The following is a 25,527-nucleotide window of genomic DNA, read 5'->3' on the forward strand; positions in this document are numbered from 1 at the left end:
TGCGGGCGGCGCGCGAACGCCGCCCGCACCGTTGCCCTCGCTGTTGACGAGTAGGACGGGAAGCAAGCGGTGAATCAGATCTTCGAGTACCCCGACCTGTGGGTGCAGGCCCTGTGGGGAACCGTCGTGCTCTTCGTCGGCGGTGGCCTGATCGCCATCGTGCTGGGCTTCATCGTGGCGGCGATGCGCGTCTCACCCATCCCGATCGCGCGGGCGGTGGGTGCCGTCTACGTCAACTGGATCCGTAACACCCCGCTGACGCTGGTGCTGTTCTTCTTCGCGTTCTGCGTGCCGCTCCTCGTGGACGTGCCTCGCGGAAGCTTCCTCGCTCTGGCCGTCTGCGGGATCGGGATCTACACCGCGACCTACGTGGCTGAGACGATCCGGTCGGGCATCAACACCGTGCCCGTCGGACAGGCGGAGGCGGCGCGGGCCCTCGGGCTGAGCTTCGGTCAGGTCATGACGCTGGTCGTCCTTCCGCAGGCGACGCGCGCGGTCATCCCGCCGATGGTGAGCGTCTTCATCGCCCTGCTGAAGAACACCACCGTCGCGTCCGGCTTCTCCGTGGTGAACCTCGGGAACATCCGGGCCAACATGAGCGAGAACGGTGAGAATCAGCTCGTGACGATCGTTCTCGTCATGGTGATCTTCGTCCTTCTCGTGTTCGTGCTCTCGGCCCTGCAGCGTGCCGCCGAGAAGAAGTGGAAGGTCGCCCGATGAGCTCCTCCGTTCTGTACGACCTCCCCGGGCCCCGGGCCCGGATGCGAAACCGCCTGCTCGGCATCGTGACCCTCGTCGTGGTCGCGGCGCTCATCGGCTTCGTCGTGTGGCGCTTCGCCGACACCGGCCAGTTCTCGGCGACGAAGTGGAACGTCTTCACCTACACCGCGATCTGGGCACGCTTCGGCGAGGCCACTCTGGCGACCCTGGCCGCGTTCGCCGCGGCCGCGGTCGGCGCGTTGGTCCTCGGGTTCGTGCTGGCGATCGGTCGCATGTCCGACCACGCCTGGGTGCGTGTGCCCGTCGGCTGGATCGTCGAGCTCCTGCGCGCGGTCCCGGTGCTCGTCTTCATGCTGCTGCTCTATTACGGCATGCCGGTCATCGGCATCCGGCTCTCGCCGTACTGGGCGGTCGTGATCGCGCTCATCGCTTACAACGGCTCCGTGCTGTCCGAGGTGATCCGTGCCGGTGTCGAGTCCCTGCCCCGCGGTCAGAGCGAAGCCGGATACGCCATCGGTCTGCGCAAAGCGGGCGTGATGCGCCTCATCCTGCTGCCGCAGGCGATCCGGGCGATGCTGCCGGTGATCATCGCGCAGCTCGTCGTGACCCTGAAGGACACCGCCCTCGGCTTCATCATCACCTACCCCGAGTTGCTGTACTTCGCCCGCCAGCTCGGGTCCAACGGCGAGTACGGCTCGCCGCTCATCCCCGCCGCCATGGTGGCCAGCGTCATCTATGTCGCGATGTGCCTCGCGCTGTCGTATGCCGCCCACCGCGTGGAGCTGGGTCTGCGCCGATCGCCGAAGGCCGGTCGGGTGGCCGGGGCCGAGGCTCCGGGGCAGACCGGCACCGACACCGAACTGATCGTCGCTCAGCGCGGCTCCGGCAAGAACGACCCCGGTTCGACCGCCTGACGCATGGCCGGACTCGACCGTCGGGCGGGGGAGTGTCCCCGCCCGTCGGTAGACTCGGTTCTCGTGTCTGACGCACCCGAGATCACCCCCGAGGCCGTCGCCTCCGCCGTCGACGCCGCACTTGCGGCCGTCACCGCCGCCGCGACCACAGCCGACCTGAAGGCCGCGCGGTCCGCGCACGCCGGCGAGCAGTCGCCGCTCTCGCGACTCAACGCCCAGCTGCGCAACGTCGCCCCCGAGAACAAGGCCGAGTTCGGCAAGCTCGTCGGTCAGGCCCGCGGCCGAGTGAACCAGGCGTTCACCGCCCGCGAGGGCGAGCTCGCCGAGGCCGAGACCGCCGCGCGACTGGAGGCGGAGCGCGTTGATGTCACCGCCCTCCCGCAGCGCGCACGCGTCGGTGCCCGGCATCCCATCTCGCTCCTGCAGGAGCAGGTGTCCGACATCTTCGTCGGCATGGGGTGGGAGATCGCCGAGGGGCCCGAGCTCGAGCACGAGTGGTTCAACTTCGACGCTCTCAACTTCGACGTCGACCACCCGGCGCGGCAGATGCAGGACACGTTCTTCGTCGACCCGGTCGCCCGCCACCTCGTGATGCGCACGCACACGAGCCCCGTGCAGGTGCGCTCGATGCTCGAGCGCGACCTCCCGATCTACGTCCTGTGCCCCGGCCGGGTGTACCGCACCGACGAGTTCGACGCGACCCACCTGCCCGTCTTCACGCAGTTCGAAGGCCTCGTCGTCGACAAGGGCATCACGATGGCCCACCTCAAGGGCACGCTCGACCACGCCGCGCGCGTACTGTTCGGCCCCGAGGCCAAGACGCGGTTCCGCGCCAACTTCTTCCCGTTCACCGAGCCGAGCGCCGAGCTCGACCTGTGGCATCCCACCTTCAAGGGCGGGGCGCGCTGGATCGAGTGGGGTGGCTGCGGGATGGTGAACCCCAACGTCCTGCGTGCCGCGGGCATCGACCCCGAGGAGTACTCGGGCTTCGCTTTCGGCATGGGCATTGAGCGCACGCTCATGTTCCGCAGCGACGTGCAAGACATGCGCGACATGGCCGAGGGCGATGTCCGCTTCAGCGAGCAGTTCGGAATGGTGGTCTGATGCGCGTCCCGCTCTCCTGGTTGCGCGAGTACGTCGACGTGCCCGCGGATGCCACGCCGGATGACGTCCTGGCATCCCTGGTGTCCGTCGGCTTCGAGGAAGAAGCCGTGCACCGCTTCGAGCTCGGCGGTCCCATCGTGGTCGGTCAAGTGAAGGAGTTCACGCCCGAGCCGCAGTCCAACGGAAAGACGATCCGGTGGTGCCAGGTCGACGTCGGCGAGGAGCACGGCGGCGTCCGCGGCATCGTGTGCGGCGCGGGCAACTTCTTCGAGGGCGACAAGGTCGTGGTGACGCTCCCGGGTGCCGTGCTGCCCGGGCCTTTCCCCATCGCCGCACGGAAGACGTACGGCCACGTGTCCGACGGCATGATCGCGTCGGCCCGCGAGCTGGGCCTCGGCGACGAGCACAACGGCATCCTTCGTCTGATCGACCTCGGGATCGATGCGCCGGTGGGCACCGACGCGATCGCCCTGCTCGGTCTCGACGATGTCGCCGTCGAGATCAACGTCACCCCTGACCGCGGCTACGCCCTCTCGTTGCGCGGTGTCGCACGCGAATACTCGCACGCGACGGGCGCGACGTTCCGTGATCCCGCCGAGCGGGCATGGGGCGACCTCGACCCGGGTGCCGGTTTCCCGATCACGGTCGATGACCAGGCGCCCATTCGCGGCCGCGTCGGGGCGACGGAGTTCGTCGCACGTGTCGTCCGCGGGGTCGATCCGACCAAGCCGACGCCGGCGTGGATGATCGCGCGACTGACTCTCGCCGGCATCCGTTCCCTCGGCATCCTCATCGACATCACGAACTACGTGATGCTCGAGCTGGGCGAGCCCATCCACGGTTACGACCTCGACCGGCTGCAGGGCGGCATCACCGTGCGGCGCGCGCTGCCGGGAGAGAGGCTCGAGACGCTCGACGGCAAGGTTCGCGCGCTGGATGCCGAAGACCTGCTGATCACCGACGAGTCCGGGCCGATCGGTCTGGCCGGTGTGATGGGCGGCGGCACGACCGAGATGACGGACGCCACCCGCAACGTCCTCATCGAGGCGGCGATCTTCGACACCGTCTCGATAGCCCGCACGGCCCGCCGCCACAAGCTCCCCTCCGAGGCCTCGCGTCGATTCGAGCGCGGCGTCGACCCGAACATCCCGTTCGTCGCGGCTCGTCGCGTCGCCGACCTCATGGTCGAATACGCCGGTGGCACCCTCGACACGAGCGTCGGGGGAGCGCTCTTCGCCGAGGTTCATATCGAGGGAATCCCCCTCCCCGGCGGATTCGTCCCGGGCCTCATCGGCGTGGATTACACCGACGAAGAGACCGAGGGCGCGTTGCGGCTCATCGGCTGCACCGTCGAACGCCGCGAGAACGGGTGGATCGTCGTGCCGCCGTCGTGGCGTCCCGACCTCACCGACAAGTGGACGCTTGCGGAGGAGGTGGCCCGCATCGAGGGGTACCACCGCATTCCCTCGGTGCTCCCGACTCCTCCGTCCGGCCGCGGACTCACGTCGGCGCAGCAGGGGCGTCGTCGCGTCGCCAACGCCCTGGCGGCGGCGGGCCTGGTCGAAACGCCTTCCTTCCCCTTCACGACCGCGGAGCAGAACGATCTGCACGGTTCGCCCTCGGGGGAGTCGCTCCCGAGCGTGAAGCTCGCCAACCCGCTCGACGGGCTGGCCCCTTTCCTGCGTCGGTCGCTGGTCCCGGGCCTGCTGCAGGTCGCGCACCGGAACTCGTCGCGCGGCATCGTCGACCTCGCGCTGTTCGAAACCGGCACGGTGTTCCTTCCGAAGCCGGGCGTTCAGTACGGCACCGCGTCCGTGCCGCCTCTCGCGGTGCGCCCCGACGCGGCGACGCTGACCGCGCTGGATGCCTCCATCCCGCCGCAGCGTCGCCATGTCGCGGTGCTGCTCACGGGGCATCTCGTGGCCAAGCAGCCCGGACAGGAGGCGGTCGCTGCCGATCTCGCCGACGTCGTGGACGCGGTGAGGGTGTTGGCGGGCGCGGCCGGTGTCGACATCGAGCTCATTCAGGCGCAGCGTGCGGCGTTGCACCCGGGGCGGACGGCGCGCGTCCTCGTCGCGGGCGTGGACGTGGGCTACGTCGGTGAGCTCCTCCCCGCGGTGGCCGCCGGGGCGGATCTTCCCGGTCGCGTGCTCGTGGCCGAGCTCGACCTCGACACTCTGCTCGAGCGAGCGCAGGCGCGGGTGGTCGCGGCATCCCTGTCCGGGTTCCCGGCGGCAACGCAGGACGTTTCCGTGGTCGTACCGGTGGACGTGGCGGCGGGCGACGTGCGCTCGGCGCTGATGGAGGGTGGCGCGCCGCTCATCGAGGGCGTGCGACTCGTCGACGACTACCGCGGCACGGGGATCGCACCGGGGATGAAGAGTCTCACCTATGCGTTGCGTTTCCGCGCGGACGACCGGACGCTCACGGCCGCTGAGGCGACGGATGCCAAGCTGGCCGGCGTTGCGCTCGCGGCCGAGCGGTTCGGCGCGGTGATCCGCGACGGTGACACGGGCGCCTGATCGAGATCGGGCCGGCGCCGGGAAACGTGCCTGCCCTCATCGCCGACGAGGGGGCAGTCGGAAGTGGTCGGCGATGAGGGCAGGTGCCTTGAGCATACCCCTACTTTGTCCCCCAAATGGGGGACAAGCTGAAAGAAGTCTCTGTGGCGCGTTTCGTTCTCCGGTGGGCGCGGTCGCGGGAGGCGGATTTGCTCCCGTCCTGCCGGGCCGGATACTCTCGCGGAATGTCGTCGATCGTCCGTGGCAGCGAGGAGCTCTCCGTGAGCACCGTTGTCGTGCGTCGACGTCGGGTCGCACGCCGAGTTTCGGCGACCTCGTAACCCGCCGTCAGTCGGGCACACGGGCGTCGCCGCCCCGGTTCACGCTCATCGCAGCCACAGCCCCGACTCCTAAGGTGGATCCATGACCCTCTCGGTCGCCGTCTCCGGCGCCTCCGGCTATGCGGGAGGCGAGATCCTTCGCCTGCTCGCCGACCATCCCGACGTCGAGATCCGCACCGTCACCGCGCACGCGAACGCGGGGCAGCCGCTGATCTCCCACCAGCCCCACCTGCGGTCGCTCGCGCACCTCGAGTTGCAGGCGACGACGCCGGACGTGCTCGCCGGACACGACGTGGTGTTCCTCGCGCTGCCCCACGGGCAATCCGCCGCCTACACCGAGGCACTGGGCGACACCCCGCTCGTCATCGACGCCGGCGCGGACCACCGGCTCACCTCGTCCGAGGACTGGGCCGCGTTCTACGGCGGGGAGCACGCCGAGCCCTGGGCCTACGGCGTGCCCGAGCTGCCGGTCAACGGCGGGAAGCAGCGCGACCTGCTCCGGGGCGTCACGCGTATCGCCGCCCCCGGCTGCAACGCCTCGACCGTCTCTTTGTCGCTGGCACCGGGTGTCGCCGCCGGCGTCATCGACCCGGGTGACATCGTGTCCGTGCTCGCCGTCGGCCCCAGCGGGGCGGGCAAGTCTCCCAAGACGAATCTCCTCGCGAGCGAGATCCTCGGCACCGCCAACCCCTACGCGGTCGGCGGTACCCACCGGCACATCCCCGAGATCCGCCAGGCCCTGGCCGCGGCGGGTGCGCCCGCCGATGGCATCCGGATCTCCTTCACGCCCGTCCTCGTGCCGATGGCGCGCGGGATCCTGGCCACCTCGTCCGCACCGATTCGCGACGGGGCGACGGATGCCGAGATCCGCGACGCGTGGGAGAGCGCCTACGCCGACGAACCTTTCGTCGAGATGCTTCCCGAGGGTTCCTTCCCCCGGACGGCCGACGTCCTGGGGGCCAACGTCGCCTCGCTCGGGCTCGTGATCGACCGCGCGGCGAACCGCGTGGTGGTGGTTGCCGCCGTCGACAATCTGATGAAGGGCACCGCGGGAGCCGCCGTGCAGTCCATGAACATCGCGCTGGGTCTTCCCGAGACCACGGCGCTCCCCACGAACGGAGTCGCCCCGTGAGCGTGACCGTCCCCGCAGGATTCGAGGCGGCCGGGGTCGCCGTCGGCCTGAAGTCGACGGGTGCGCGCGACGTCGCGCTGGTCGTCAACCGCGGGCCGCTGAAGGTCGGAGCGGCCGTCTTCACGTCCAACCGTGCCAAGGCCAACCCCATCCTGTGGTCCGAACAGGTCATCCGCGACGGCGTGGTCGAGGCGGTGGTGCTCAACTCCGGCGGAGCGAACTGCTTCACCGGATCCTTCGGGTTCCAGACCACGCATCAGACCGCCGAGCGCGCGGCCGAGCTCCTCGGCGTCGGCGCGGGCGACGTCGTCGTGTGCTCGACGGGTCTGATCGGCACGGGAGACGAGGTCTTCCGCGCGAAGGTCCTCGACGGCGTCGAGAAGGGCATCGCGGCTCTCTCGCCCGACGGCGGCGACGAGGCATCCCTGGCGATCATGACGACCGACTCGCGCCCGAAGCGGGCGGAGCACCGCGGGCCCGGCTGGAGCATCGGCGGCATGGCGAAGGGCGCCGGCATGCTCGCGCCCGGGCTCGCGACGATGCTCGTCGTGCTCACCACCGATGCGGTCCTCGACGCGTCCGAGGCCGATGCGGCCCTGCGTGCCGCGACCCGCGTGAGCTTCGACCGCCTCGACTCCGACGGCTGCATGTCGACCAACGACCAGGTGACGCTGATGGCCAGCGGTGCCAGTGGCATCCGGGTGGATGCCGACGAGTTCGCCGCCGCGCTCACCGCGGTGTGCGACGATCTCGCGGAACAGCTGCAGGGCGACGCCGAAGGAGCCAGCCACGACATCACGATCCGGGTCGTGGGTGCCGCGTCCGAGGACGACGCCGTCGAGGTGGGGCGGTCGATCGCTCGCAACAACCTCTTCAAGGCCGCCATCTTCGGCAACGACCCCAACTGGGGTCGCGTGCTCGCCGCCATCGGGACCACCCGGGCCGCCTTCGATCCCTACGACGTCGACGTGTGGATGAACGGGGTGCGGGTGTGCACCGCCGGCGGTCCCGACCGTCCGCGCGAGGAGGTCGACCTGACGCCGCGAGCGACCGACCTCGTCGTCGATCTCCGGGTCGGCGATGCCGCGGCGACGATCCGCACCAACGACCTCACGCACGACTACGTCCACGAGAACAGCGCCTACTCCTCATGAGCGACATCGACATCCAGGACACCGATCCGGCCGAAGCCAGCGAGCGGGCGGTGACTCTCGTCGAGTCGCTGCCGTGGGTGCGCAAGTACCGCGACCAGGTCGTGGTCGTGAAGTACGGCGGCAACGCGATGGTGAGCGACGAACTGCAGGACGCGTTCGCCGCCGACATCGCCTACCTGCGGTACGTCGGCGTGAAGCCGGTCGTCGTGCACGGTGGCGGTCCCCAGATCTCTTCGATGCTGGAGCGGCTCGACATCCCGAGCGAGTTCCGCGGGGGCTACCGGGTCACCTCGACGGAGGCGATCGGGGTGGTGCGAATGGTGCTCACCGGGCAGATCAACCCGCAGCTCGTCGCCAAGGTCAACGCGCACGGTCCGCTGGCGACGGGTCTGAGCGGTGAAGATGCCGGACTCTTCGGCGGACGTCGCCGCGGCGTGGTCGTCGACGGTGTCGAGCACGACCTCGGCCGGGTCGGTGACGTCGTGACCGTCGATCCGCAGCCGGTGCTGGATCACCTCGCCGCCGGACGCGTGCCGATCGTGTCGAGCATCGCGCCCGACCTCGACCACCCGGGTGCGTCGCTCAACGTGAACGCGGATGCCGCGGCGGCCGCGCTCGCCGTGGCGCTGAAGGCCGCGAAGCTCGTCGTGCTCACCGACGTCCCGGGCCTGTACGCCGATTGGCCCAACCGCGACTCGCTCGTGTCGCACCTGACCTCGACCGAGTTGCGCGCGATGGTGCCGAAGCTCGAGTCGGGGATGATCCCCAAGATGCAGGCGTGCCTCGACGCCGTCGACGGGGGAGTGCCCACGGCCGCGATCATCGACGGTCGCGTGCCCCACTCGGTGCTCGTCGAACTCTTCACCAGCAAAGGAATCGGAACGGAGGTGGTCGCGTGAACGCGGACACGACACAGGAATCCCTCGGCTCGCGCGGCCCGTCCTGGCAGGAGGATGCCGGGCGCGACCTCGTCCGCAGCTTCGGCGACCGGATGGCGCTGTTCGTGCGCGGCGAGGGGGCGTACGTCTGGGATGGCGACGGCAAGAAGTACCTCGACTTCCTCGCGGGGATCGCCGTCCTCTCGCTCGGCCACGCCCACCCGACGTTCGTCGAGGCCGTGTCGACGCAGGCCGCGACCCTCGTCCACATCTCCAACTACTTCGCCACGCCCCCGCAGCTGGCTCTCGCCGCTCGCCTCAAGCGGCTCGCCGGCACGGGGGAGTCCGGTCGCGTGTACTTCGCCAACTCGGGTGCCGAGGCGAACGAGGCGGCGTTCAAGCTCGCGCGTCTGCACGGCCGCGGCACCGACCGCACGCGCATCCTGACGCTCAAGGGTGGCTTCCACGGTCGCACGATGGGGGCGCTCGCGCTCACCGGGAAGCCCGCGCTGCAGGCGGACTTCCTCCCGATGGTGCCCGGGGTCGAGCACATCGACGCCACCATCGAGGCGCTCGAGGCGGCCGTCGATGAGAACGTCGCGGCGTTCATCGTCGAGCCGATCCAGGGCGAGGCCGGTGTGGTCGAGCTGCCCGAGGGATACCTCGAGGCCGCGCGCGAGATCACCGCGCGCCACGGCGCGCTGCTCATCGTGGACGAGATCCAGACCGGCGCCGGGCGCACCGGCGCATGGTTCGCCTTCCAGCACGCGGGCATCGTCCCGGATGCCATCACGGTGGCCAAGGGCATCGGCGGTGGATTCCCCATCGGCGCGCTCGTGACCTTCGGCGCGGCGAGCGAGCTGTTCTTCCCCGGCACCCACGGTTCCACCTTCGGCGGCAACGCCCTGGGGACGGCCGTCGCCGGTGCCGTCCTGCAGGAGATCGAGTCCGCGGGACTCGTCGACAACGCGGCGCGCCGCGAGGCCGAGCTGCGCGACGGGATCGCCGCTCTGGGATCGCAGCTCGTCGCCGGCGTGCGCGGGCGCGGGCTTCTGCTGGGCGTCGCGCTCTCCCACCCCGTCGCGAAGGCCGTCGTGGCCGCGGCGCAGGAGCACGGGCTCATCGTCAACGCCGCGAACGACGAGACGATCCGTCTCGCGCCGCCGCTCATCATCGGGGATGCCGAGATCGCCGAGTTCCTTGCACTCTTCGGCGCGGCGCTGTCCACCGTGACCGATGCCCTCATGATCGACGAGTCCGCCGCCCCGGCGACCGAAGGAGTACCCGCGTGACCCGCCATCTGCTGCGCGATGACGATCTGACCCCGGCCGAGCAGGCCGAGATCCTCGACCTCGCGATCGAGCTGAAGAAGGACCGCTGGGCCGTGAAGCCGCTGGCGGGGCCGCAGACGGTCGCGGTGATCTTCGACAAGTCCTCGACGCGGACGCGTGTGTCCTTCGCGGTGGGCATCGCCGACCTCGGCGGCTCGCCGCTGATCATCTCCACGGCGAACAGCCAGCTCGGCGGCAAGGAGACGCCCTCCGACACCGCCCGTGTCCTGGAGCGCCAGGTCGCGGCGATCGTGTGGCGCACGTACGCGCAGGCCGGGCTCGAGGAGATGGCGCGCGGAACGCGCGTCCCCGTCGTGAATGCCCTGAGCGATGACTTCCACCCCTGCCAGCTGCTCGCCGACCTGCTCACGATCCGCGAGCACAAGGGGGAGCTGAAGGGCCTGACGCTGTCGTTCTTCGGCGACGGGCGGAGCAACATGGCCCATTCGTACGTGCTGGCCGGAGTCACCGCCGGAATGCACGTGCGGGTGGCGTCACCCGCCGACTATGCGCCCCGGGCGGATGTCATCGCGGATGCCGAGCGCATCGCGGCCGCGACCGGCGGATCCATCTCGCTGACCACCGACCCCGAGGCCGCGGCCTCCGGCGCCGACGTCGTCGTCACCGACACGTGGGTCTCCATGGGCAAGGAAGAGGAGAAGATCGCCCGCATCCGCGATCTCGGCGGCTTCAAGGTGACGACCGATCTCATGGCGCGTGCCGACGAAGCGGCGATCTTCATCCACTGCCTCCCCGCCGACCGTGGCTACGAGGTCGACGCCGAAGTCATCGACGGACCGCAGAGCGTGGTGTGGGACGAGGCCGAGAACCGGCTGCACGCCCAGAAGGCGCTGCTGGTGTGGCTGCTGCGCCAGGACTGACCTCCCGCGTGGGCCGGGCGTGGAACCGTTTCGACGGGCCCGCCCGGCTCGTCGGGATCGATCTGGCCCGTGGGCTGGCGGTGCTCGGCATGCTGGCCGCGCACCTGCTGACCATCGATCCGTGGGTCGCCGACGATCCGGCGACGTGGCTCGATGTCGTGAACGGGCGCTCCTCGATCCTCTTCGCCACGCTGGCCGGCGTCTCCATCGCGCTCGTGACCGGAGGCCCTCGGCCGTTGGCGGGACCAGCCCGCGCCCGTGCGGCGGCGCGACTGGCCCTGCGCGGAGCATTGTTGTGGGCGATCGGCATCCTGCTGGTGATGACCGGCGTGCCCGTCTACGTGATCCTGCCGGCGTACGCCCTGCTGTTCGCCCTGTCGCTGCCGTTCCTGGGGCTGCGTCCGGGCCGGCTCTTCCTCGCCGCGGGAATCGTCGCGGTGACCATGCCGTGGGTCTTCCCGTTCTTGGATGCCGCTCCGATCTGGGGCGGCCCCGGGGGAGACGAGCTCCAGGCCTTCGTGGGATGGGCGTACCCGTTCCCGGTGTGGATCGCGTTCCTCCTCGCGGGGATGGGGGTGGGCCGACTCGACCTGCGGCGACTCCGTGTCCAGGCGTCGATCACCGTCATCGGCGCGGCGGTCGCGACCGTCGGCTATGCCGTCGCGGTCGTCACGGGCCCGGCGGTCGCGGCCGCGAACCCGTACCTCGCGGCGGTCTGGAGCGCGGAAGCGCATTCGTCGGGCCTGTGGGAGGTCGTCGGCTCCGGCGGGTTCGCCATCGCGGTGATCGGGCTGTGTCTCCTGATCGGCCGGACGCCGCTGCGATGGGTCGCGATCCCGCTGCGCGCGGTGGGATCCCTGCCGCTGACCGCGTACGTCCTGCAGATCGTGGTGTGGGCCGTGTTCGCGGCGGCCGTGCTCGGCGACACCTCCGATTTGTACGGAGTGCGCGATGCGGGACTCTTCCTGCCGCTGACCCTCGGGCTCGTCGTCGGCTGCACCGCATGGGCGCTCCTGATCGGCCGCGGGCCGCTCGAGGCGATCATCGACGGCATCATCCGCCGCGTGGCGGGGCCGCCTTCCCGCCCCGATGCCACACCCCCGGCGTCCGCCGCCTGAGCCGGCCGGGCGGTGTCCGCCGCTCTCGCTAGGCTGGGAGGCATGAGCAGTGAGACGGGCCAGGGCACGAACGAGGGCGCGCTGTGGGGCGCCCGTTTTTCCGGCGGGCCCTCTCCCGAGCTGGCGGCGCTGAGCCGCTCGACCCACTTCGACTGGGACCTCGCGCTCTACGACATCGCCGGTTCGCACGCGCACACCGCGGCGCTCGAGGCGGCTGGGTACCTCTCCGCCGACGAGGCGCGCGACATGCACGCCGGCCTCGACGACCTGGCCGACCGCGTCCGGGCGGGCACATTGGTCGCGGCTCCCGCCGACGAGGACGTCCACGGCGCGCTCGAGCGGGTCCTCATCGAGACCGTCGGTCCCGCCCTGGGGGGCAAGCTGCGCGCGGGGCGCAGCCGGAACGACCAGATCGCCACGCTCGTGCGCCTCTATCTCCTCGACCACGCCCGCACCATCACGCGCGAGCTCCTCCGCCTCATCGACGCGCTCGTCTCGCAGTCCGCTGCGCACGAGTCGGCCATCATGCCCGGGCGCACGCACCTGCAGCACGCACAACCCGTGCTGCTCGCCCACCATCTCCAGGCCTACGGCTGGGCTTTCGTCCGCGGCATCGAGCGTCTGCGCGATTGGTCGGTGCGCGCCTCCGTCTCGCCCTACGGCGGCGGCGCGCTCGCCGGAGCCACCCTCGGTCTCGACCCTCAGCTGGTCGCCGACCGACTCGGGCTCGCCCGACCGGCCGAGAACTCGCTCGACGGCACGGCATCCCGCGACGTCGTCGCCGAGTTCGCCTTCATCACCGCGATGGTCGGCGTCGATCTGTCGCGCCTGGCCGAAGACGTGATCCTGTGGAACACGCGCGAATTCGGTTTCGTGACTCTCGACGACGCGTATTCGACGGGGTCGAGCATCATGCCCCAGAAGAAGAACCCCGACATCGCCGAGTTGGCGCGCGGCAAGGCGGGCCGGCTGATCGGCAACCTCGCTGGTCTCCTTGCCACGCTCAAGGGGCTCCCGCTGGCGTACAACCGTGACCTGCAGGAGGACAAAGAGCCCGTGTTCGACTCCGTGCGGACCCTCGAGCTCGTCCTGCCGGCTTTCTCCGGGATGATCTCCACCCTCCGTTTCCACACCGAGCGGATGGCCGAGCTGGCTCCTCAGGGCTTCTCGCTCGCGACGGACGTCGCCGAGTGGCTGGTCCGCCAGGGGGTGCCGTTCCGCGACGCGCACGAGATCTCGGGCGCGCTCGTGCGCGCATGCGAGGAGCAGGGGATCGGTTTGGAGGATGCTGACGACGCGCTGCTGGCATCCGTGTCGCGGTCCCTGACTCCCGAGGTGCGCGACGTCCTGACGATCGAGGGGTCGGTGGCGAGCCGGACGGGCGTCGGCGGAACGGCTCCCGAACGGGTGTCGGAACAACGCGCAGACCTGGTTTCGCGCGCACAGGCGGCTGCTCACGCGTTGGGAATGTAATCAGTGATTCGCTTATACATTGCTCCCCATAAGCAATAAGCTGATCACATGATCGCCGCCGTCATCGCCGACATCGTCCGTTCCCGCGAACTGGACGATCGCGCCGGTGCGCAGCGCGCCATCCGCGACGCGATCGCGCGGGCGCAGACCGACGCGCCGTTGGCTCGCACACCGCTGACGGCCGTCGTCGGTGATGAACTCCAGGGCGAATATCCGACGATCGGTGCGGCGGCGGCGGCGCTCCTCCTCGTGCGACTGAATCTGCCCGACGGGATCGAATGTCGGTTCGGAGTGGGCGTCGGCGACGTACGCCCCGTCGAGCTCGATGACCGGACGATCCCCGAAGGACCCGCGTGGTGGGCGGCGCGGGCCGCGATCGAGCGGGTCGAAGCGATGCAGCAGCGCGTCGCGCCGCTCGCCCGCACGTGGTTCGAGGCCGAGAGCGGTGCGGACGCCGTCGTACGGCAGGGCGTCGCGCTGGCGAACGCCTATGCGCTTTCGCGCGATCAGCTCGTCTCGTCGATGAGCGAGCGCACGCGCCGGTTGACGTACGGTCGGTGCCTGGGGAGGTCGCAGCGCGACCTCGCCGAGGCGGAAGGTGTCACGCAATCCGCGGTCTCCCAGGCTCTCGCCTCGGCCGGGTCGGCCGCCGTCGTCGAGGGATTCCTGGCTCTGCGCGCGGAGGCCGAGTCATGATCGCGGCCGCACTGCTCCTCCTCGCCGTCGGTGGTGTCGACCTCGTGCGTCGCTTGATCGTCCGTCGTCGCGGACTCGCGTTCACCGTCGGGGGCGTGGTGCTCGTGGCGGTGTCGGCCCGAGCGGATGCCGTCGTCGCCGGCGTCCTTGCCGTTGCGGTCGCAGCGATCTGGACGTGGGTCGTCCCCGAGTCCGGTTCCGCCCGCGCGGGGCTGTGGCCGGTGGGTCTGCTCGGTGTCGCGGTGGCTGCCTGCGTGGTCGTCGCTCCGGCGCGGCCGCGTCCGGGGCTGCTCGGCTCGACATGGGAGGCGTACGGACCGCGCGGCGATGTTTCGCTCGACGTGGTCCTGCTGGTCGCGGGATGCCTGTTGTTCCTGCTGGAGTCGGGCAACGCCGTCGTCCGTATCGCTTTGCGCGCAGAGATGGGGGAGCGCGTGCTCCCGGCGTCCGGCGAAGCGCCGACGACGCTCAAGGGCGGGCGCCTGATCGGACCGCTCGAACGGATCCTCGTCTTCGCGCTGACCCTCGCCGGCGCCTACACACTGCTGGCGGCCGTCCTCGCCGCCAAGGGCATCGTGCGATTCCCCGAGATCTCCCGCGACGGCGAGGGCGGCGATCGCGCCGAGTACTTCCTCATCGGCAGCCTCGTGAGCTGGGTCACCGCGCTGGCGGCCGCGTTCGTCGTGTGGTGGGGCGTCCAGGCAGTGTGAGCCCTCCGGCACCCGGGCCGTCCCGCCGCCGCTGATAGCCTGGAGGGGTGTCCGCGCCCTTCGACGAGCCCTCCGTTCGTGCCCTCGAGCCCGCCAACGACCCGACGTTCGAAAACGTCTGGGACGAGCTCGTCTATCGCGGACTGATCCACGTCTCGACCGACCAGGACGAGCTGCGCGAGCTCCTTTCCGGACCGCCGGTGGTCTTCTACTGCGGCTTCGACCCGACCGCGCCGAGCCTGCACCTCGGCAATCTCGTGCAGCTGCTCACCATGCGCCGTCTGCAGCTGGCTGGCCATCGTCCGCTCGGTCTCGTCGGCGGATCCACGGGTCTCATCGGCGACCCCCGTCCGACCGCGGAGCGCACGTTGAACACGCGCGAGACGGTCGCGGAGTGGGTCGACCGGCTGCGGGCACAGGTCGAGCGATTCTTGAGCTTCGACGGTGACAACGCCGCCCGCATGGTCAACAACCTCGATTGGACCGCGCCGCTGAGCGCGATCGACTTCTTGCGCGACATCGGCAAGCACTTCCGGGTGGGCACGATGTTGAAGAAGGATGCGGTCAGCGCACGCCTCAATTCCGAGGCCGGCATCAGCTACACCGAGTTCAGTTACCAGATCCTGCAGGGCATGGATTACCTGGAGCTGTTCCGTTCCTACGGCTGCGTACTGCAGACCGGCGGCAGCGACCAGTGGGGCAACCTCACCAGTGGCACCGATCTCGTCCGCCGAGTCGAGGGGGCGTCGGTCCACGCGATCGGTACGCCGCTCATCACGAACAGCGATGGCACCAAGTTCGGCAAGAGCGAGGGCAACGCCATCTGGCTGGATGCCGACATGTGCAGCCCGTGGACGATGTACCAGTTCTGGCTCAACACCGATGACCGTGACGTGGTCGAGCGCCTCAAAGTGTTCACGTTCCTCACTCGGGCGGAGATCGAGGAGTACGCACGCCTGGTCGCCGAGGAGCCGTTCCGGCGCGCGGCGCAAAAGCGCCTCGCCCGAGAGGTGGTCACGACGGTGCACGGTGCCGAGGCGACCGACGCGGTCATCGCCGCGACCGAGGCGCTCTTCGGCCAAGGCGACTTGACCGCGCTGGATGCCGGCACCCTTCGCAGCGCGCTCGATGAGCTGCCGCACGCGTCGCTGGCCCCGGGCGCCACCGTGCTCGACGCGCTGACGGCGACCGGACTCGTGAGCAGTCTCAGCGAGGCGCGCCGCGCGATCGCCCAGGGCGGGGTCTCTCTGGACGGTGAGAAGGTGGCGACCGACGACGTCGTCGTCACCGGCTCGTTGCCGGGCGGGGTGTCGGTGCTCCGACGCGGGAAGAAGACTCTCGCCGGAGTGTTCGTCGGCTGATGCCGTTCACGCCGAGCCACGCCGTCGTCGCGCTGCCCTTCGCGCGCACACGGCTGGTGCCGGCGGCCGTGGCGATCGGCGCGATGACGCCCGACCTCCCGTTGTTCTTTCGCGGGATGCTGCCGGACTACACGATGACGCATGATCTCGCGTTGCTCGTTCCCACCACAGTCCTTGCGCTGGTGCTGTTCCTGGTGTGGCGGTGCATCCTGCGTCCCGCCACTCGTGAGCTCTCGCCGCGGGTCGTCGCCGACCGGCTGCCGGCGACGTGGGACGCGGGCTTCCGCGCCGGTCTGCGCGAATCGTTCGGCGGGGGAGCGGTCGGTCTGGCGTGGCTGGCCGCAGCTCTCGCTCTCGGTGTGGTCAGCCACATCGTGTGGGATCTCTTCACGCACGAAGGACGTCTCGGCGTTCAGCTGTTCCCGATCCTCGATCAGCAGTGGGGGCCGTTCCTGGGTGTGAAGTGGCTGCAGTACGGCTCGGGCGCGGTCGGCCTGATCGTGCTCGCCGCGTGGGGTCTCGTCTGGCTGTCTCGTCGGAGTCGCGTGCCCGTTCAGCGCTCTGTCCCCGGAGCCGTGCGTGTGGCGTGGTGGGTCTCCCTCCCCGTGGGCCTCGTCGTCGTCGGAACCGTCGCGATGCTCGTGACGATCAGCGCCGGCGAAGCGCTCTCGCCGACAGCGCTCATCTACGCCGTTCTGACCCGAGTCGCGGCAGTCTGGGCGCTCGCGACCCTGGTGCTCGCTCTCATCGTTCAGGTCCGCCGTCGGTCGTAGATCCGCGTTTTTCCGCGGTTTCGGGGGTGCGACACGCCCGGGGTGTGGTGTGGATTGGACGAGTGGGTGGGATCCGCGTAACTTATTACTTGTTCGCCCCACAGGGGAGAGCGGAGCGGCCGAAAGGCCCCGCGTCCTCTCAAGTGGCGAACCGCCCCGATCAGAACTTGTGAGCTTCGGCTTCCTGGTCTACGATAGGGATTCGCCACTCGGCACTTGTCCTCCATGACTGAACCTTCGGGTCTCGTCTCGTGTGCTTGGACGTGTTCGGTGGCCACATAGGTAGTGAGTTGCCTCATGGTTACGGTCTTTTGGGCTGGTTCTGTGGGTGCGTCCGTTCCTTGAGAACTCAACAGCGTGCACTTGTCAAATGCCAATTTATTCCTCGTTGGTCCGTTTCGGCGGATTGCGAGTAATTCCTTTGGATCAAAGTCCAACCCTTTGGGGTTGGCATCTGGATAGTCAGTTTTGACTTCCTGTTTGGTCAGATTGAACTCGTCTGTCCCGACCTTATTCCGGTTGGGTGGGCATTTTTCTTTTACGGAGAGTTTGATCCTGGCTCAGGATGAACGCTGGCGGCGTGCTTAACACATGCAAGTCGAACGGTGAAGCCAAGCTTGCTTGGTGGATCAGTGGCGAACGGGTGAGTAACACGTGAGCAACCTGCCCTGGACTCTGGGATAAGCGCTGGAAACGGTGTCTAATACTGGATATGAGCTCTCATCGCATGGTGGGGGTTGGAAAGATTTTTCGGTCTGGGATGGGCTCGCGGCCTATCAGCTTGTTGGTGAGGTAATGGCTCACCAAGGCGTCGACGGGTAGCCGGCCTGAGAGGGTGACCGGCCACACTGGGACTGAGACACGGCCCAGACTCCTACGGGAGGCAGCAGTGGGGAATATTGCACAATGGGCGGAAGCCTGATGCAGCAACGCCGCGTGAGGGATGACGGCCTTCGGGTTGTAAACCTCTTTTAGCAGGGAAGAAGCGAGAGTGACGGTACCTGCAGAAAAAGCGCCGGCTAACTACGTGCCAGCAGCCGCGGTAATACGTAGGGCGCAAGCGTTATCCGGAATTATTGGGCGTAAAGAGCTCGTAGGCGGTTTGTCGCGTCTGCTGTGAAATCCCGAGGCTCAACCTCGGGCCTGCAGTGGGTACGGGCAGACTAGAGTGCGGTAGGGGAGATTGGAATTCCTGGTGTAGCGGTGGAATGCGCAGATATCAGGAGGAACACCGATGGCGAAGGCAGATCTCTGGGCCGTAACTGACGCTGAGGAGCGAAAGGGTGGGGAGCAAACAGGCTTAGATACCCTGGTAGTCCACCCCGTAAACGTTGGGAACTAGTTGTGGGGACCATTCCACGGTTTCCGTGACGCAGCTAACGCATTAAGTTCCCCGCCTGGGGAGTACGGCCGCAAGGCTAAAACTCAAAGGAATTGACGGGGACCCGCACAAGCGGCGGAGCATGCGGATTAATTCGATGCAACGCGAAGAACCTTACCAAGGCTTGACATACACCAGAACACCGTAGAAATACGGGACTCTTTGGACACTGGTGAACAGGTGGTGCATGGTTGTCGTCAGCTCGTGTCGTGAGATGTTGGGTTAAGTCCCGCAACGAGCGCAACCCTCGTTCTATGTTGCCAGCACGTAATGGTGGGAACTCATGGGATACTGCCGGGGTCAACTCGGAGGAAGGTGGGGATGACGTCAAATCATCATGCCCCTTATGTCTTGGGCTTCACGCATGCTACAATGGCCGGTACAAAGGGCTGCAATACCGTGAGGTGGAGCGAATCCCAAAAAGCCGGTCCCAGTTCGGATTGAGGTCTGCAACTCGACCTCATGAAGTCGGAGTCGCTAGTAATCGCAGATCAGCAACGCTGCGGTGAATACGTTCCCGGGTCTTGTACACACCGCCCGTCAAGTCATGAAAGTCGGTAACACCTGAAGCCGGTGGCCCAACCCTTGTGGAGGGAGCCGTCGAAGGTGGGATCGGTAATTAGGACTAAGTCGTAACAAGGTAGCCGTACCGGAAGGTGCGGCTGGATCACCTCCTTTCTAAGGAGCATCTGGCATCGTCGGGTTTTTCCTGGTGGTGTCCAGGCGCCGGATCAGACCGAATGTGTCTGCCGGTTAGCTCATGGGTGGAACATTTGATGGGGTGCTCATGCCGATGGTTCGGGTCTAGTACGCAGCTTGCTGTGGGAACGGTTCGGGTTGTGGGGGTGGGTACATGCACGCTGTTGGGTCCTGAGGGGCCGGGCGCTGATTGCGGGTCTTTGGGCTTGTGGTTGGTGGCTGTTCCTCTAGGGCCTTTTCCTGGTGTCACGGTTGTGGCATGTCGGGGAGGGTACCGCCCGTACTTTGAGAACTACACAGTGGACGCGAGCATCTTCCATGCAACCTTTTGGGGTTGTGTGGTGTAGATGATCTTAAAGATCATTAGTCAATTTTTTGACGATTCAACTCATGTGATTTCAAGTCTTTAAGAGCAAACGGTGGATGCCTTGGCATCTGGAGCCGAAGAAGGACGTAGCAATCTGCGATAAGCCTCGGGGAACTGATAAGCGAGTTTTGATCCGAGGGTGTCCGAATGGGGAAACCCCGCCAGGGCGCGTGCGTACCTGGTGACTCCCGCCTGAATATATAGGGCGGGTAGAGGGAACGTGGGGAAGTGAAACATCTCAGTACCCACAGGAAGAGAAAGCAAAAGCGATTCCGTGAGTAGTGGCGAGCGAAACCGGAAGAGGCTAAACCTAGCGTGTGTGATAGCCGGCAGGTGTTGCATGTTGGGGGTTGTGGGACTTTTCTGATTGTTCTGCCGAGCAGTCGACGTGACAAGAGGGTATAGACGAACGGTTTTGAATGGCCGGTCATAGAGGGTGCGAACCCCGTAGTCGAAATGCCTGTTCTTGGCGTGAAGAGTATCCCAAGTAGCACGGGGCCCGAGAAATCCCGTGTGAATCTGTCAGGACCACCTGATAAGCCTAAATACTCCCAGATGACCGATAGCGGACAAGTACCGTGAGGGAAAGGTGAAAAGTACCCCGGGAGGGGAGTGAAATAGTACCTGAAACCGTTTGCTTACAAACCGTTGGAGCCTCCTTAGTAGGGGTGACAGCGTGCCTTTTGAAGAATGAGCCTGCGAGTTAGCGATACGTGGCGAGGTTAACCCGTGTGGGGTAGCCGTAGCGAAAGCGAGTCTGAATAGGGCGATTCAGTCGCGTGTCCTAGACCCGAAGCGAAGTGATCTATCCATGGCCAGGTTGAAGCGACGGTAAGACGTCGTGGAGGACCGAACCCACTTAGGTTGAAAACTGAGGGGATGAGCTGTGGATAGGGGTGAAAGGCCAATCAAACTTCGTGATAGCTGGTTCTCTCCGAAATGCATTTAGGTGCAGCGTTGCGTGTTTCTTGCCGGAGGTAGAGCTACTGGATGGCCGATGGGCCCTACAAGGTTACTGACGTCAGCCAAACTCCGAATGCCGGTAAGTGAGAGCGCAGCAGTGAGACTGTGGGGGATAAGCTTCATAGTCGAGAGGGAAACAACCCAGACCACCATCTAAGGTCCCTAAGCGCGTGCTAAGTGGGAAAGGATGTGGAGTTGCTTAGACAACCAGGAGGTTGGCTTAGAAGCAGCCACCCTTGAAAGAGTGCGTAATAGCTCACTGGTCAAGTGATTCCGCGCCGACAATGTAACGGGGCTCAAGCACGCCACCGAAGTTGTGGCATTGACATTTTTGGTAGGCCTTCGTGGTCCAGCCGTGTTGATGGGTAGGAGAGCGTCGTGTCGCGAGTGAAGCGGCGGGGTGACCCAGCCGTGGACGCGACACGAGTGAGAATGCAGGCATGAGTAGCGAAAGACGTGTGAGAAACACGTCCTCCGAAAGACCAAGGGTTCCAGGGTCAAGCTAATCTTCCCTGGGTAAGTCGGGACCTAAGGCGAGGCCGACAGGCGTAGTCGATGGACAACGGGTTGATATTCCCGTACCGGCGAAGAACCGCCCAAGCTAATCCAGTGGTGCTAAGAGTCCTAGCTCAGAATTTTCCGGATCCCTTCGGGGTGATGGTTGTCTGTGTGAACGCTCGACCCCATGCTGGTGCGGCTAGCGTATTAACAGGTGTGACGCAGGAAGGTAGCCCAAGCCAGGCGATGGTAGTCCTGGTGCAAGTGCGTAGGCCGAGTGATAGGCAAATCCGTCACTCATACAGGCTGAGACACGATGCGGATAAAAAGTGGGTGATCCTATGCTGCCGAGAAAAGCATCGACGCGAGGTTCTAGCCGCCCGTACCCCAAACCGACTCAGGTGGTCAGGTAGAGAATACCAAGGAGATCGAGAGAATCGTGGTTAAGGAACTCGGCAAAATGCCCCCGTAACTTCGGGAGAAGGGGGGCCATCCACTTATTAGGACTTGCTCCGAAAGGGTGTGGTGGCCGCAGAGACTAGTGGGTAGCGACTGTTTACTAAAAACACAGGTCCGTGCCAAGTCGCAAGACGATGTATACGGACTGACGCCTGCCCGGTGCTGGAAGGTTAAGAGGACCGGTTAGCCGCAAGGCGAAGCTGAGAATTTAAGCCCCAGTAAACGGCGGTGGTAACTATAACCATCCTAAGGTAGCGAAATTCCTTGTCGGGTAAGTTCCGACCTGCACGAATGGCGTAACGACTTCCCAACTGTCTCAACCGCGAACTCGGCGAAATTGCATTACGAGTAAAGATGCTCGTTACGCGCAGCAGGACGGAAAGACCCCGTGACCTTTACTACAGCTTGGTATTGGTGTTCGGTGTGGCTTGTGTAGGATAGGTGGGAGACTGTGAAGCGGACACGCCAGTGTTCGTGGAGTCATTGTTGAAATACCACTCTGGTCACTCTGGATATCTAACTTAGGACCGTGATCCGGTTCAGGGACAGTGCCTGGTGGGTAGTTTAACTGGGGCGGTTGCCTCCCAAAATGTAACGGAGGCGCCCAAAGGTTCCCTCAACCTGGTTGGCAATCAGGTGGCGAGTGTAAGTGCACAAGGGAGCTTGACTGTGAGACTGACAGGTCGAGCAGGGACGAAAGTCGGGACTAGTGATCCGGCAGTGGCTTGTGGAAGCGCTGTCGCTCAACGGATAAAAGGTACCTCGGGGATAACAGGCTGATCTTGCCCAAGAGTCCATATCGACGGCATGGTTTGGCACCTCGATGTCGGCTCGTCGCATCCTGGGGCTGGAGTAGGTCCCAAGGGTTGGGCTGTTCGCCCATTAAAGCGGTACGCGAGCTGGGTTTAGAACGTCGTGAGACAGTTCGGTCCCTATCCGCTGCGCGCGTAGGAAGTTTGAGAGGATCTGACCCTAGTACGAGAGGACCGGGTTGGACGAACCTCTGGTGTGTCAGTTGTTCCGCCAGGAGCACCGCTGATTAGCTACGTTCGGGATGGATAACCGCTGAAAGCATCTAAGCGGGAAGCCGGCCTCAAGATGAGACTTCCATACCATTTATGGTGAGAGGCTCCCAGCCAGACTACTGGGTTGATAGGCCGGATGTGGAAGCGTAGTAATACGTGAAGCTGACCGGTACTAATAAGCCGATGACTTGATAACACACCGTTTTTGGTGCTTGCGTCCACTGAGTGGTTCTCGATGTACGGTCGGGAACACAACAATGACATTCGTTGTTGGTTTTTGAAACATCAATAGTGTTTCGGCGGCCATAGCGAGAGGGAAACGCCCGGTTACATTCCGAACCCGGAAGCTAAGCCTCTCAGCGCCGATGGTACTGCAGGGGGGACCCTGTGGGAGAGTAGGACACCGCCGGACTTCTTCTAAGACGAAATGGCCACCCAACGCTGGGTGGCCATTTCGCATATACGGACACTTTTCCGGGGGAAGGATCGTCATGTCGAACGACGACGCCAACGAGCGCAAGGGCAACGGGGGTCGCTCAGACGATCGTTCCCGACCCCGGTCCACCTCGGGCGGTTCCTCCGGACGCCCCGCTCGCGACTCATCGGCGCGACCGTTTCGGCGCGAGGGTGAGGGCGCCGCGCGCCCCCGTCGCGAGGGTGATGACCGTGCACCCCGACGCGACGGTGACAACACGCATCGTCCGCGTCGGGACGGTGACTCGCGCCCACGACCGGGGAGCGGTGACGCTCGCCCGCGGCGGGATGGTGTCACCGGCGGCGGCTTCGACCGTCCGCGTCGCGATGGGGATTCCCGTCCGTACCGCCGCGACGGCGAGTCGGCCGGTCGTCCCCGTCGGGACGGCGACGCTCGTCCGCGTCGCGACGGCGACGCGCGTCCGTACCGTCCTCGCACGGAGGGTTCGGATTCGCGTCCGTACCGTCCTCGCACGGAGGGTTCGGATTCGCGTCCGTACCGTCCTCGCACGGAGGGTTCGGATTCGCGTCCGTACCGTCCTCGCACGGAGGGTTCGGATCCGCGTCCGTACCGTCCTCGCGGCGAAGGGTCGGACTCGCGTCCGCCCCGTTCGCGGAGTGAGGGTGGCGAGTCGCGTTCCTTCCGACCGCGAGGCGATGGCGGCGACCGCCGGCCGTCCGGCGACCGTCGCCCGGGTGCCGGAGCGCCTCGTCGCTTTGACCGCGCGGACGGTCGCGCCACACGTCCGCCCCAGGATCAGCGCGAGCGCGGGCCGCAGATCCCCGAGGACGTCACCGCCCGTGACCTCCCGGGGGCGGCGCGGAACGAACTGAAGACTCTGAGCAAGGACAACGCCGAGAACGTCGCCCGACACCTGGTGATGGCGTCGCGCCTCATCGACGACGACCCGGCCCTCGCGCACGAGCACGCCCTCGCGGCATCCCGGAGCGCGGGCCGCGTCGCCATCGTCCGTGAGACCGTCGCGATCACGGCGTACGCCATCGGTGACTTCGCTCTCGCGCTGCGTGAGCTGCGCACCCACCGCCGCATCTCGGGCTCCGACGAGCAGCTTCCGCTCATCGTCGACAGCGAGCGCGGTGTGGGACGTCCGGACCGTGCGCTCGAGGAAGGCCGCGCCGTCGACCGCTCGACGCTGACGGCCGCGGTGCGCGCGCAACTGGCCATCGCCATGTCCGGAGCCCGGCTGGATCTCGGCGAGACCGAACGCGCGCTGCAAGAACTCGAGATTCCGGAAGCCGACCCGGATCGCGCCTTCGAATGGAGCCCCGCTCTCTTCGCCGCGCGTGCCGCTGTCCTGGAGGAACTCGGACGCGAGGACGAGGCGGCGGAGTGGTTCCACCGCGCCGAGATCGCGGCGGACGCGCTCGACGCTGCTGCCGGAGTCGCCGACCGCGAGGTCATCGTCGTCGAGGAGATCGACCTCGTGGATGACGAGGGCGGTGTGGACGTGGCATCCGGTGTCATTCCGGTGCAGGACGCCGCCGAAGACGCGAGCGAGGACGAATCGCGATGATCTTCGGGCGCAAGACGGAGTCGACGCCGCTCGACGGTGTGGATGTCGTGCTCGCGGATCTCGACGGCGTGGTCTATGCCGGACCCGGCGCGTTGCCGCACGCGGTCGAGAGCCTGAATCGTGCCGCGGACGAAGGACGCCGCCTCGGCTACATCACGAACAACGCGTCGCGAACGGATGCGTCTGTCGCCGAGCACCTGACCTCGTTGGGGTTGCACGTGGCGCCCGAGGACGTCGTGACGAGTCCGCAAGCCGCGATGCGTCTTCTCGCGGATCTGGTGCCGGCGGGCTCCACGCTCCTCGTCGTCGGGGGAGAGGGGCTCGTCGTCGAGGTCGAGAAGGCCGGGTTCGTCGTCACCCGCAGCGCCGAGGACTCACCCGCCGCGGTCGTCCAGGGTTTCGCGCCGGAGGTCGGGTGGAAGCAGCTGGCCGAGGCGGCATACGCTCTCGCGACGCCGGTGGAAGAGGGTGGCATCCCGTGGATCGCCACCAACACGGACTGGACCATTCCGCAGGCGAGGGGGATCGCGCCGGGAAACGGGACGCTCGTGTCCGCTGTGCACACGGCTGTCGGCCGCCTCGCGACCGTCGCCGGCAAGCCGGAGCGTCCGATCTTCGACGTGGCGGTCGCCCGCACCGGTGCGCAGTCGCCGCTGTTCATCGGCGACCGACTCGACACCGACGTGCAGGGAGCGCGCGGGGCGGAGATGGCATCCGTTCATGTTCTGACCGGAATCGACCGGCCGAAGCAGTTGCTCGCGGCGGCACCCAACCAGCGTCCCGACTACATCGTCGCGGACCTGCGGCAGCTCTTCGAGCCCTACCCCGCCACCATCGTGAAGGGTGACCGCACGCGGGTGGGTGGTGCGGTCGTCGAGATCGACGGTGTGGATCTGCGCATCGTCTCGGCGGGGGATCGCCAGATCGATCTCCTGCGCGCCGGGGCCGCCGCGATCTGGAACTCGGGTCGCGCGATCTTCGGGTTCCGCGTGCCGGAACAGCTGTACGCGGATCCGTTCCGCGTGCGCTGACGCGGATA

17 protein-coding genes and 3 rRNA genes are annotated in these 25,527 nt (G+C 66.8%); all 20 read left to right on the top strand.

The features are described 5' to 3' along the window. Nucleotides 1-69 precede the first annotated feature (69 nt). The 20 genes from AC3WLZ_RS05570 to AC3WLZ_RS05665 all read left to right on the top strand — a co-directional run bounded on the left by AC3WLZ_RS05570 (nucleotide 70) and on the right by AC3WLZ_RS05665 (nucleotide 25,519). Nucleotides 70-720, top strand: a complete 651-nt coding sequence (locus AC3WLZ_RS05570) for an amino acid ABC transporter permease (RefSeq protein WP_412924094.1) — start codon at nucleotides 70-72, stop codon at nucleotides 718-720. Beyond that, nucleotides 717-1,634, top strand: coding sequence for an amino acid ABC transporter permease (locus AC3WLZ_RS05575; protein ID WP_412924095.1), 918 nt, complete (start codon nucleotides 717-719; stop codon nucleotides 1,632-1,634). Before AC3WLZ_RS05570 ends, AC3WLZ_RS05575 begins: the two co-directional genes overlap by 4 nt. 63 nt (nucleotides 1,635-1,697) lie before the next feature. Continuing rightward, on the top strand, nucleotides 1,698-2,738 hold the full coding sequence (gene pheS, locus AC3WLZ_RS05580) for a phenylalanine--tRNA ligase subunit alpha (protein ID WP_492469362.1): 1,041 nt from the start codon (nucleotides 1,698-1,700) through the stop codon (nucleotides 2,736-2,738). Beyond that, nucleotides 2,738-5,260, top strand: coding sequence for a phenylalanine--tRNA ligase subunit beta (gene pheT, locus AC3WLZ_RS05585; protein ID WP_492469363.1), 2,523 nt, complete (start codon nucleotides 2,738-2,740; stop codon nucleotides 5,258-5,260). The genes pheS and pheT overlap by 1 nt, the downstream gene beginning before the upstream one ends. A 402-nt stretch (nucleotides 5,261-5,662) precedes the next feature. Then, the gene (argC, locus tag AC3WLZ_RS05590) at nucleotides 5,663-6,712 is read left to right on the top strand and encodes an N-acetyl-gamma-glutamyl-phosphate reductase (RefSeq protein ID WP_492469364.1); all 1,050 of its coding nucleotides are present in this window, start codon (nucleotides 5,663-5,665) and stop codon (nucleotides 6,710-6,712) included. Continuing rightward, on the top strand, nucleotides 6,709-7,866 hold the full coding sequence (gene argJ / locus AC3WLZ_RS05595) for a bifunctional glutamate N-acetyltransferase/amino-acid acetyltransferase ArgJ (protein WP_492469365.1): 1,158 nt from the start codon (nucleotides 6,709-6,711) through the stop codon (nucleotides 7,864-7,866). The genes argC and argJ overlap by 4 nt, the downstream gene beginning before the upstream one ends. Next, nucleotides 7,863-8,765 (top strand): acetylglutamate kinase, encoded by a 903-nt coding sequence (gene argB, locus AC3WLZ_RS05600; RefSeq protein ID WP_492469366.1) that lies wholly within the window; start codon nucleotides 7,863-7,865, stop codon nucleotides 8,763-8,765. Before argJ ends, argB begins: the two co-directional genes overlap by 4 nt. After that, on the top strand, nucleotides 8,762-10,036 hold the full coding sequence (locus AC3WLZ_RS05605; RefSeq protein ID WP_492469367.1) for an acetylornithine transaminase: 1,275 nt from the start codon (nucleotides 8,762-8,764) through the stop codon (nucleotides 10,034-10,036). Before argB ends, AC3WLZ_RS05605 begins: the two co-directional genes overlap by 4 nt. After that, nucleotides 10,033-10,956 carry an ornithine carbamoyltransferase gene (argF, locus tag AC3WLZ_RS05610; protein ID WP_412924103.1) on the top strand — a complete coding sequence of 308 codons (924 nt, stop codon included), beginning with the start codon at nucleotides 10,033-10,035 and terminating at the stop codon, nucleotides 10,954-10,956. The genes AC3WLZ_RS05605 and argF overlap by 4 nt, the downstream gene beginning before the upstream one ends. Next, entirely contained in the window at nucleotides 10,935-12,074 is a 1,140-nt protein-coding gene (locus AC3WLZ_RS05615; protein ID WP_492469369.1) for a heparan-alpha-glucosaminide N-acetyltransferase domain-containing protein, read from the top strand. The genes argF and AC3WLZ_RS05615 overlap by 22 nt, the downstream gene beginning before the upstream one ends. 42 nt (nucleotides 12,075-12,116) lie before the next feature. Further along, a complete protein-coding gene (gene argH, locus AC3WLZ_RS05620) occupies nucleotides 12,117-13,547 on the top strand; it encodes an argininosuccinate lyase (protein WP_492469371.1) in 1,431 nt (476 codons plus the stop codon). Between the two features lie 48 nt (nucleotides 13,548-13,595). Further along, on the top strand, nucleotides 13,596-14,243 hold the full coding sequence (locus AC3WLZ_RS05625) for a SatD family protein (RefSeq protein ID WP_492469373.1): 648 nt from the start codon (nucleotides 13,596-13,598) through the stop codon (nucleotides 14,241-14,243). Beyond that, entirely contained in the window at nucleotides 14,240-14,953 is a 714-nt protein-coding gene (locus tag AC3WLZ_RS05630) for a hypothetical protein (RefSeq protein WP_492469374.1), read from the top strand. Before AC3WLZ_RS05625 ends, AC3WLZ_RS05630 begins: the two co-directional genes overlap by 4 nt. A gap of 47 nt (nucleotides 14,954-15,000) precedes the next feature. Beyond that, nucleotides 15,001-16,314: a tyrosine--tRNA ligase gene (gene tyrS, locus AC3WLZ_RS05635; RefSeq protein ID WP_492469376.1), complete on the top strand. Its 1,314-nt coding sequence runs from the start codon at nucleotides 15,001-15,003 to the stop codon at nucleotides 16,312-16,314. Beyond that, on the top strand, nucleotides 16,314-17,087 hold the full coding sequence (locus AC3WLZ_RS05640) for a DUF4184 family protein (protein ID WP_492469377.1): 774 nt from the start codon (nucleotides 16,314-16,316) through the stop codon (nucleotides 17,085-17,087). The genes tyrS and AC3WLZ_RS05640 overlap by 1 nt, the downstream gene beginning before the upstream one ends. A 537-nt stretch (nucleotides 17,088-17,624) precedes the next feature. Next, nucleotides 17,625-19,146, top strand: a 16S ribosomal RNA gene (locus AC3WLZ_RS05645). Between the two features lie 417 nt (nucleotides 19,147-19,563). Beyond that, nucleotides 19,564-22,675 (top strand): 23S ribosomal RNA (locus tag AC3WLZ_RS05650). 99 nt (nucleotides 22,676-22,774) lie between these two features. Beyond that, nucleotides 22,775-22,891, top strand: a 5S ribosomal RNA gene (gene rrf / locus AC3WLZ_RS05655). The 16S, 23S and 5S rRNA genes sit together here, the layout of an rRNA operon. A gap of 943 nt (nucleotides 22,892-23,834) precedes the next feature. Then, nucleotides 23,835-24,488, top strand: coding sequence for a tetratricopeptide repeat protein (locus AC3WLZ_RS05660; protein WP_412924110.1), 654 nt, complete (start codon nucleotides 23,835-23,837; stop codon nucleotides 24,486-24,488). Further along, nucleotides 24,485-25,519, top strand: a complete 1,035-nt coding sequence (locus AC3WLZ_RS05665) for an HAD-IIA family hydrolase (protein ID WP_412924111.1) — start codon at nucleotides 24,485-24,487, stop codon at nucleotides 25,517-25,519. Before AC3WLZ_RS05660 ends, AC3WLZ_RS05665 begins: the two co-directional genes overlap by 4 nt. The last annotated feature ends 8 nt before the right edge of the window (nucleotides 25,520-25,527 follow it).

The sequence above is a fragment of the Microbacterium sp. FW305-3-2-15-F-LB2 genome (genome assembly GCF_058787255.1).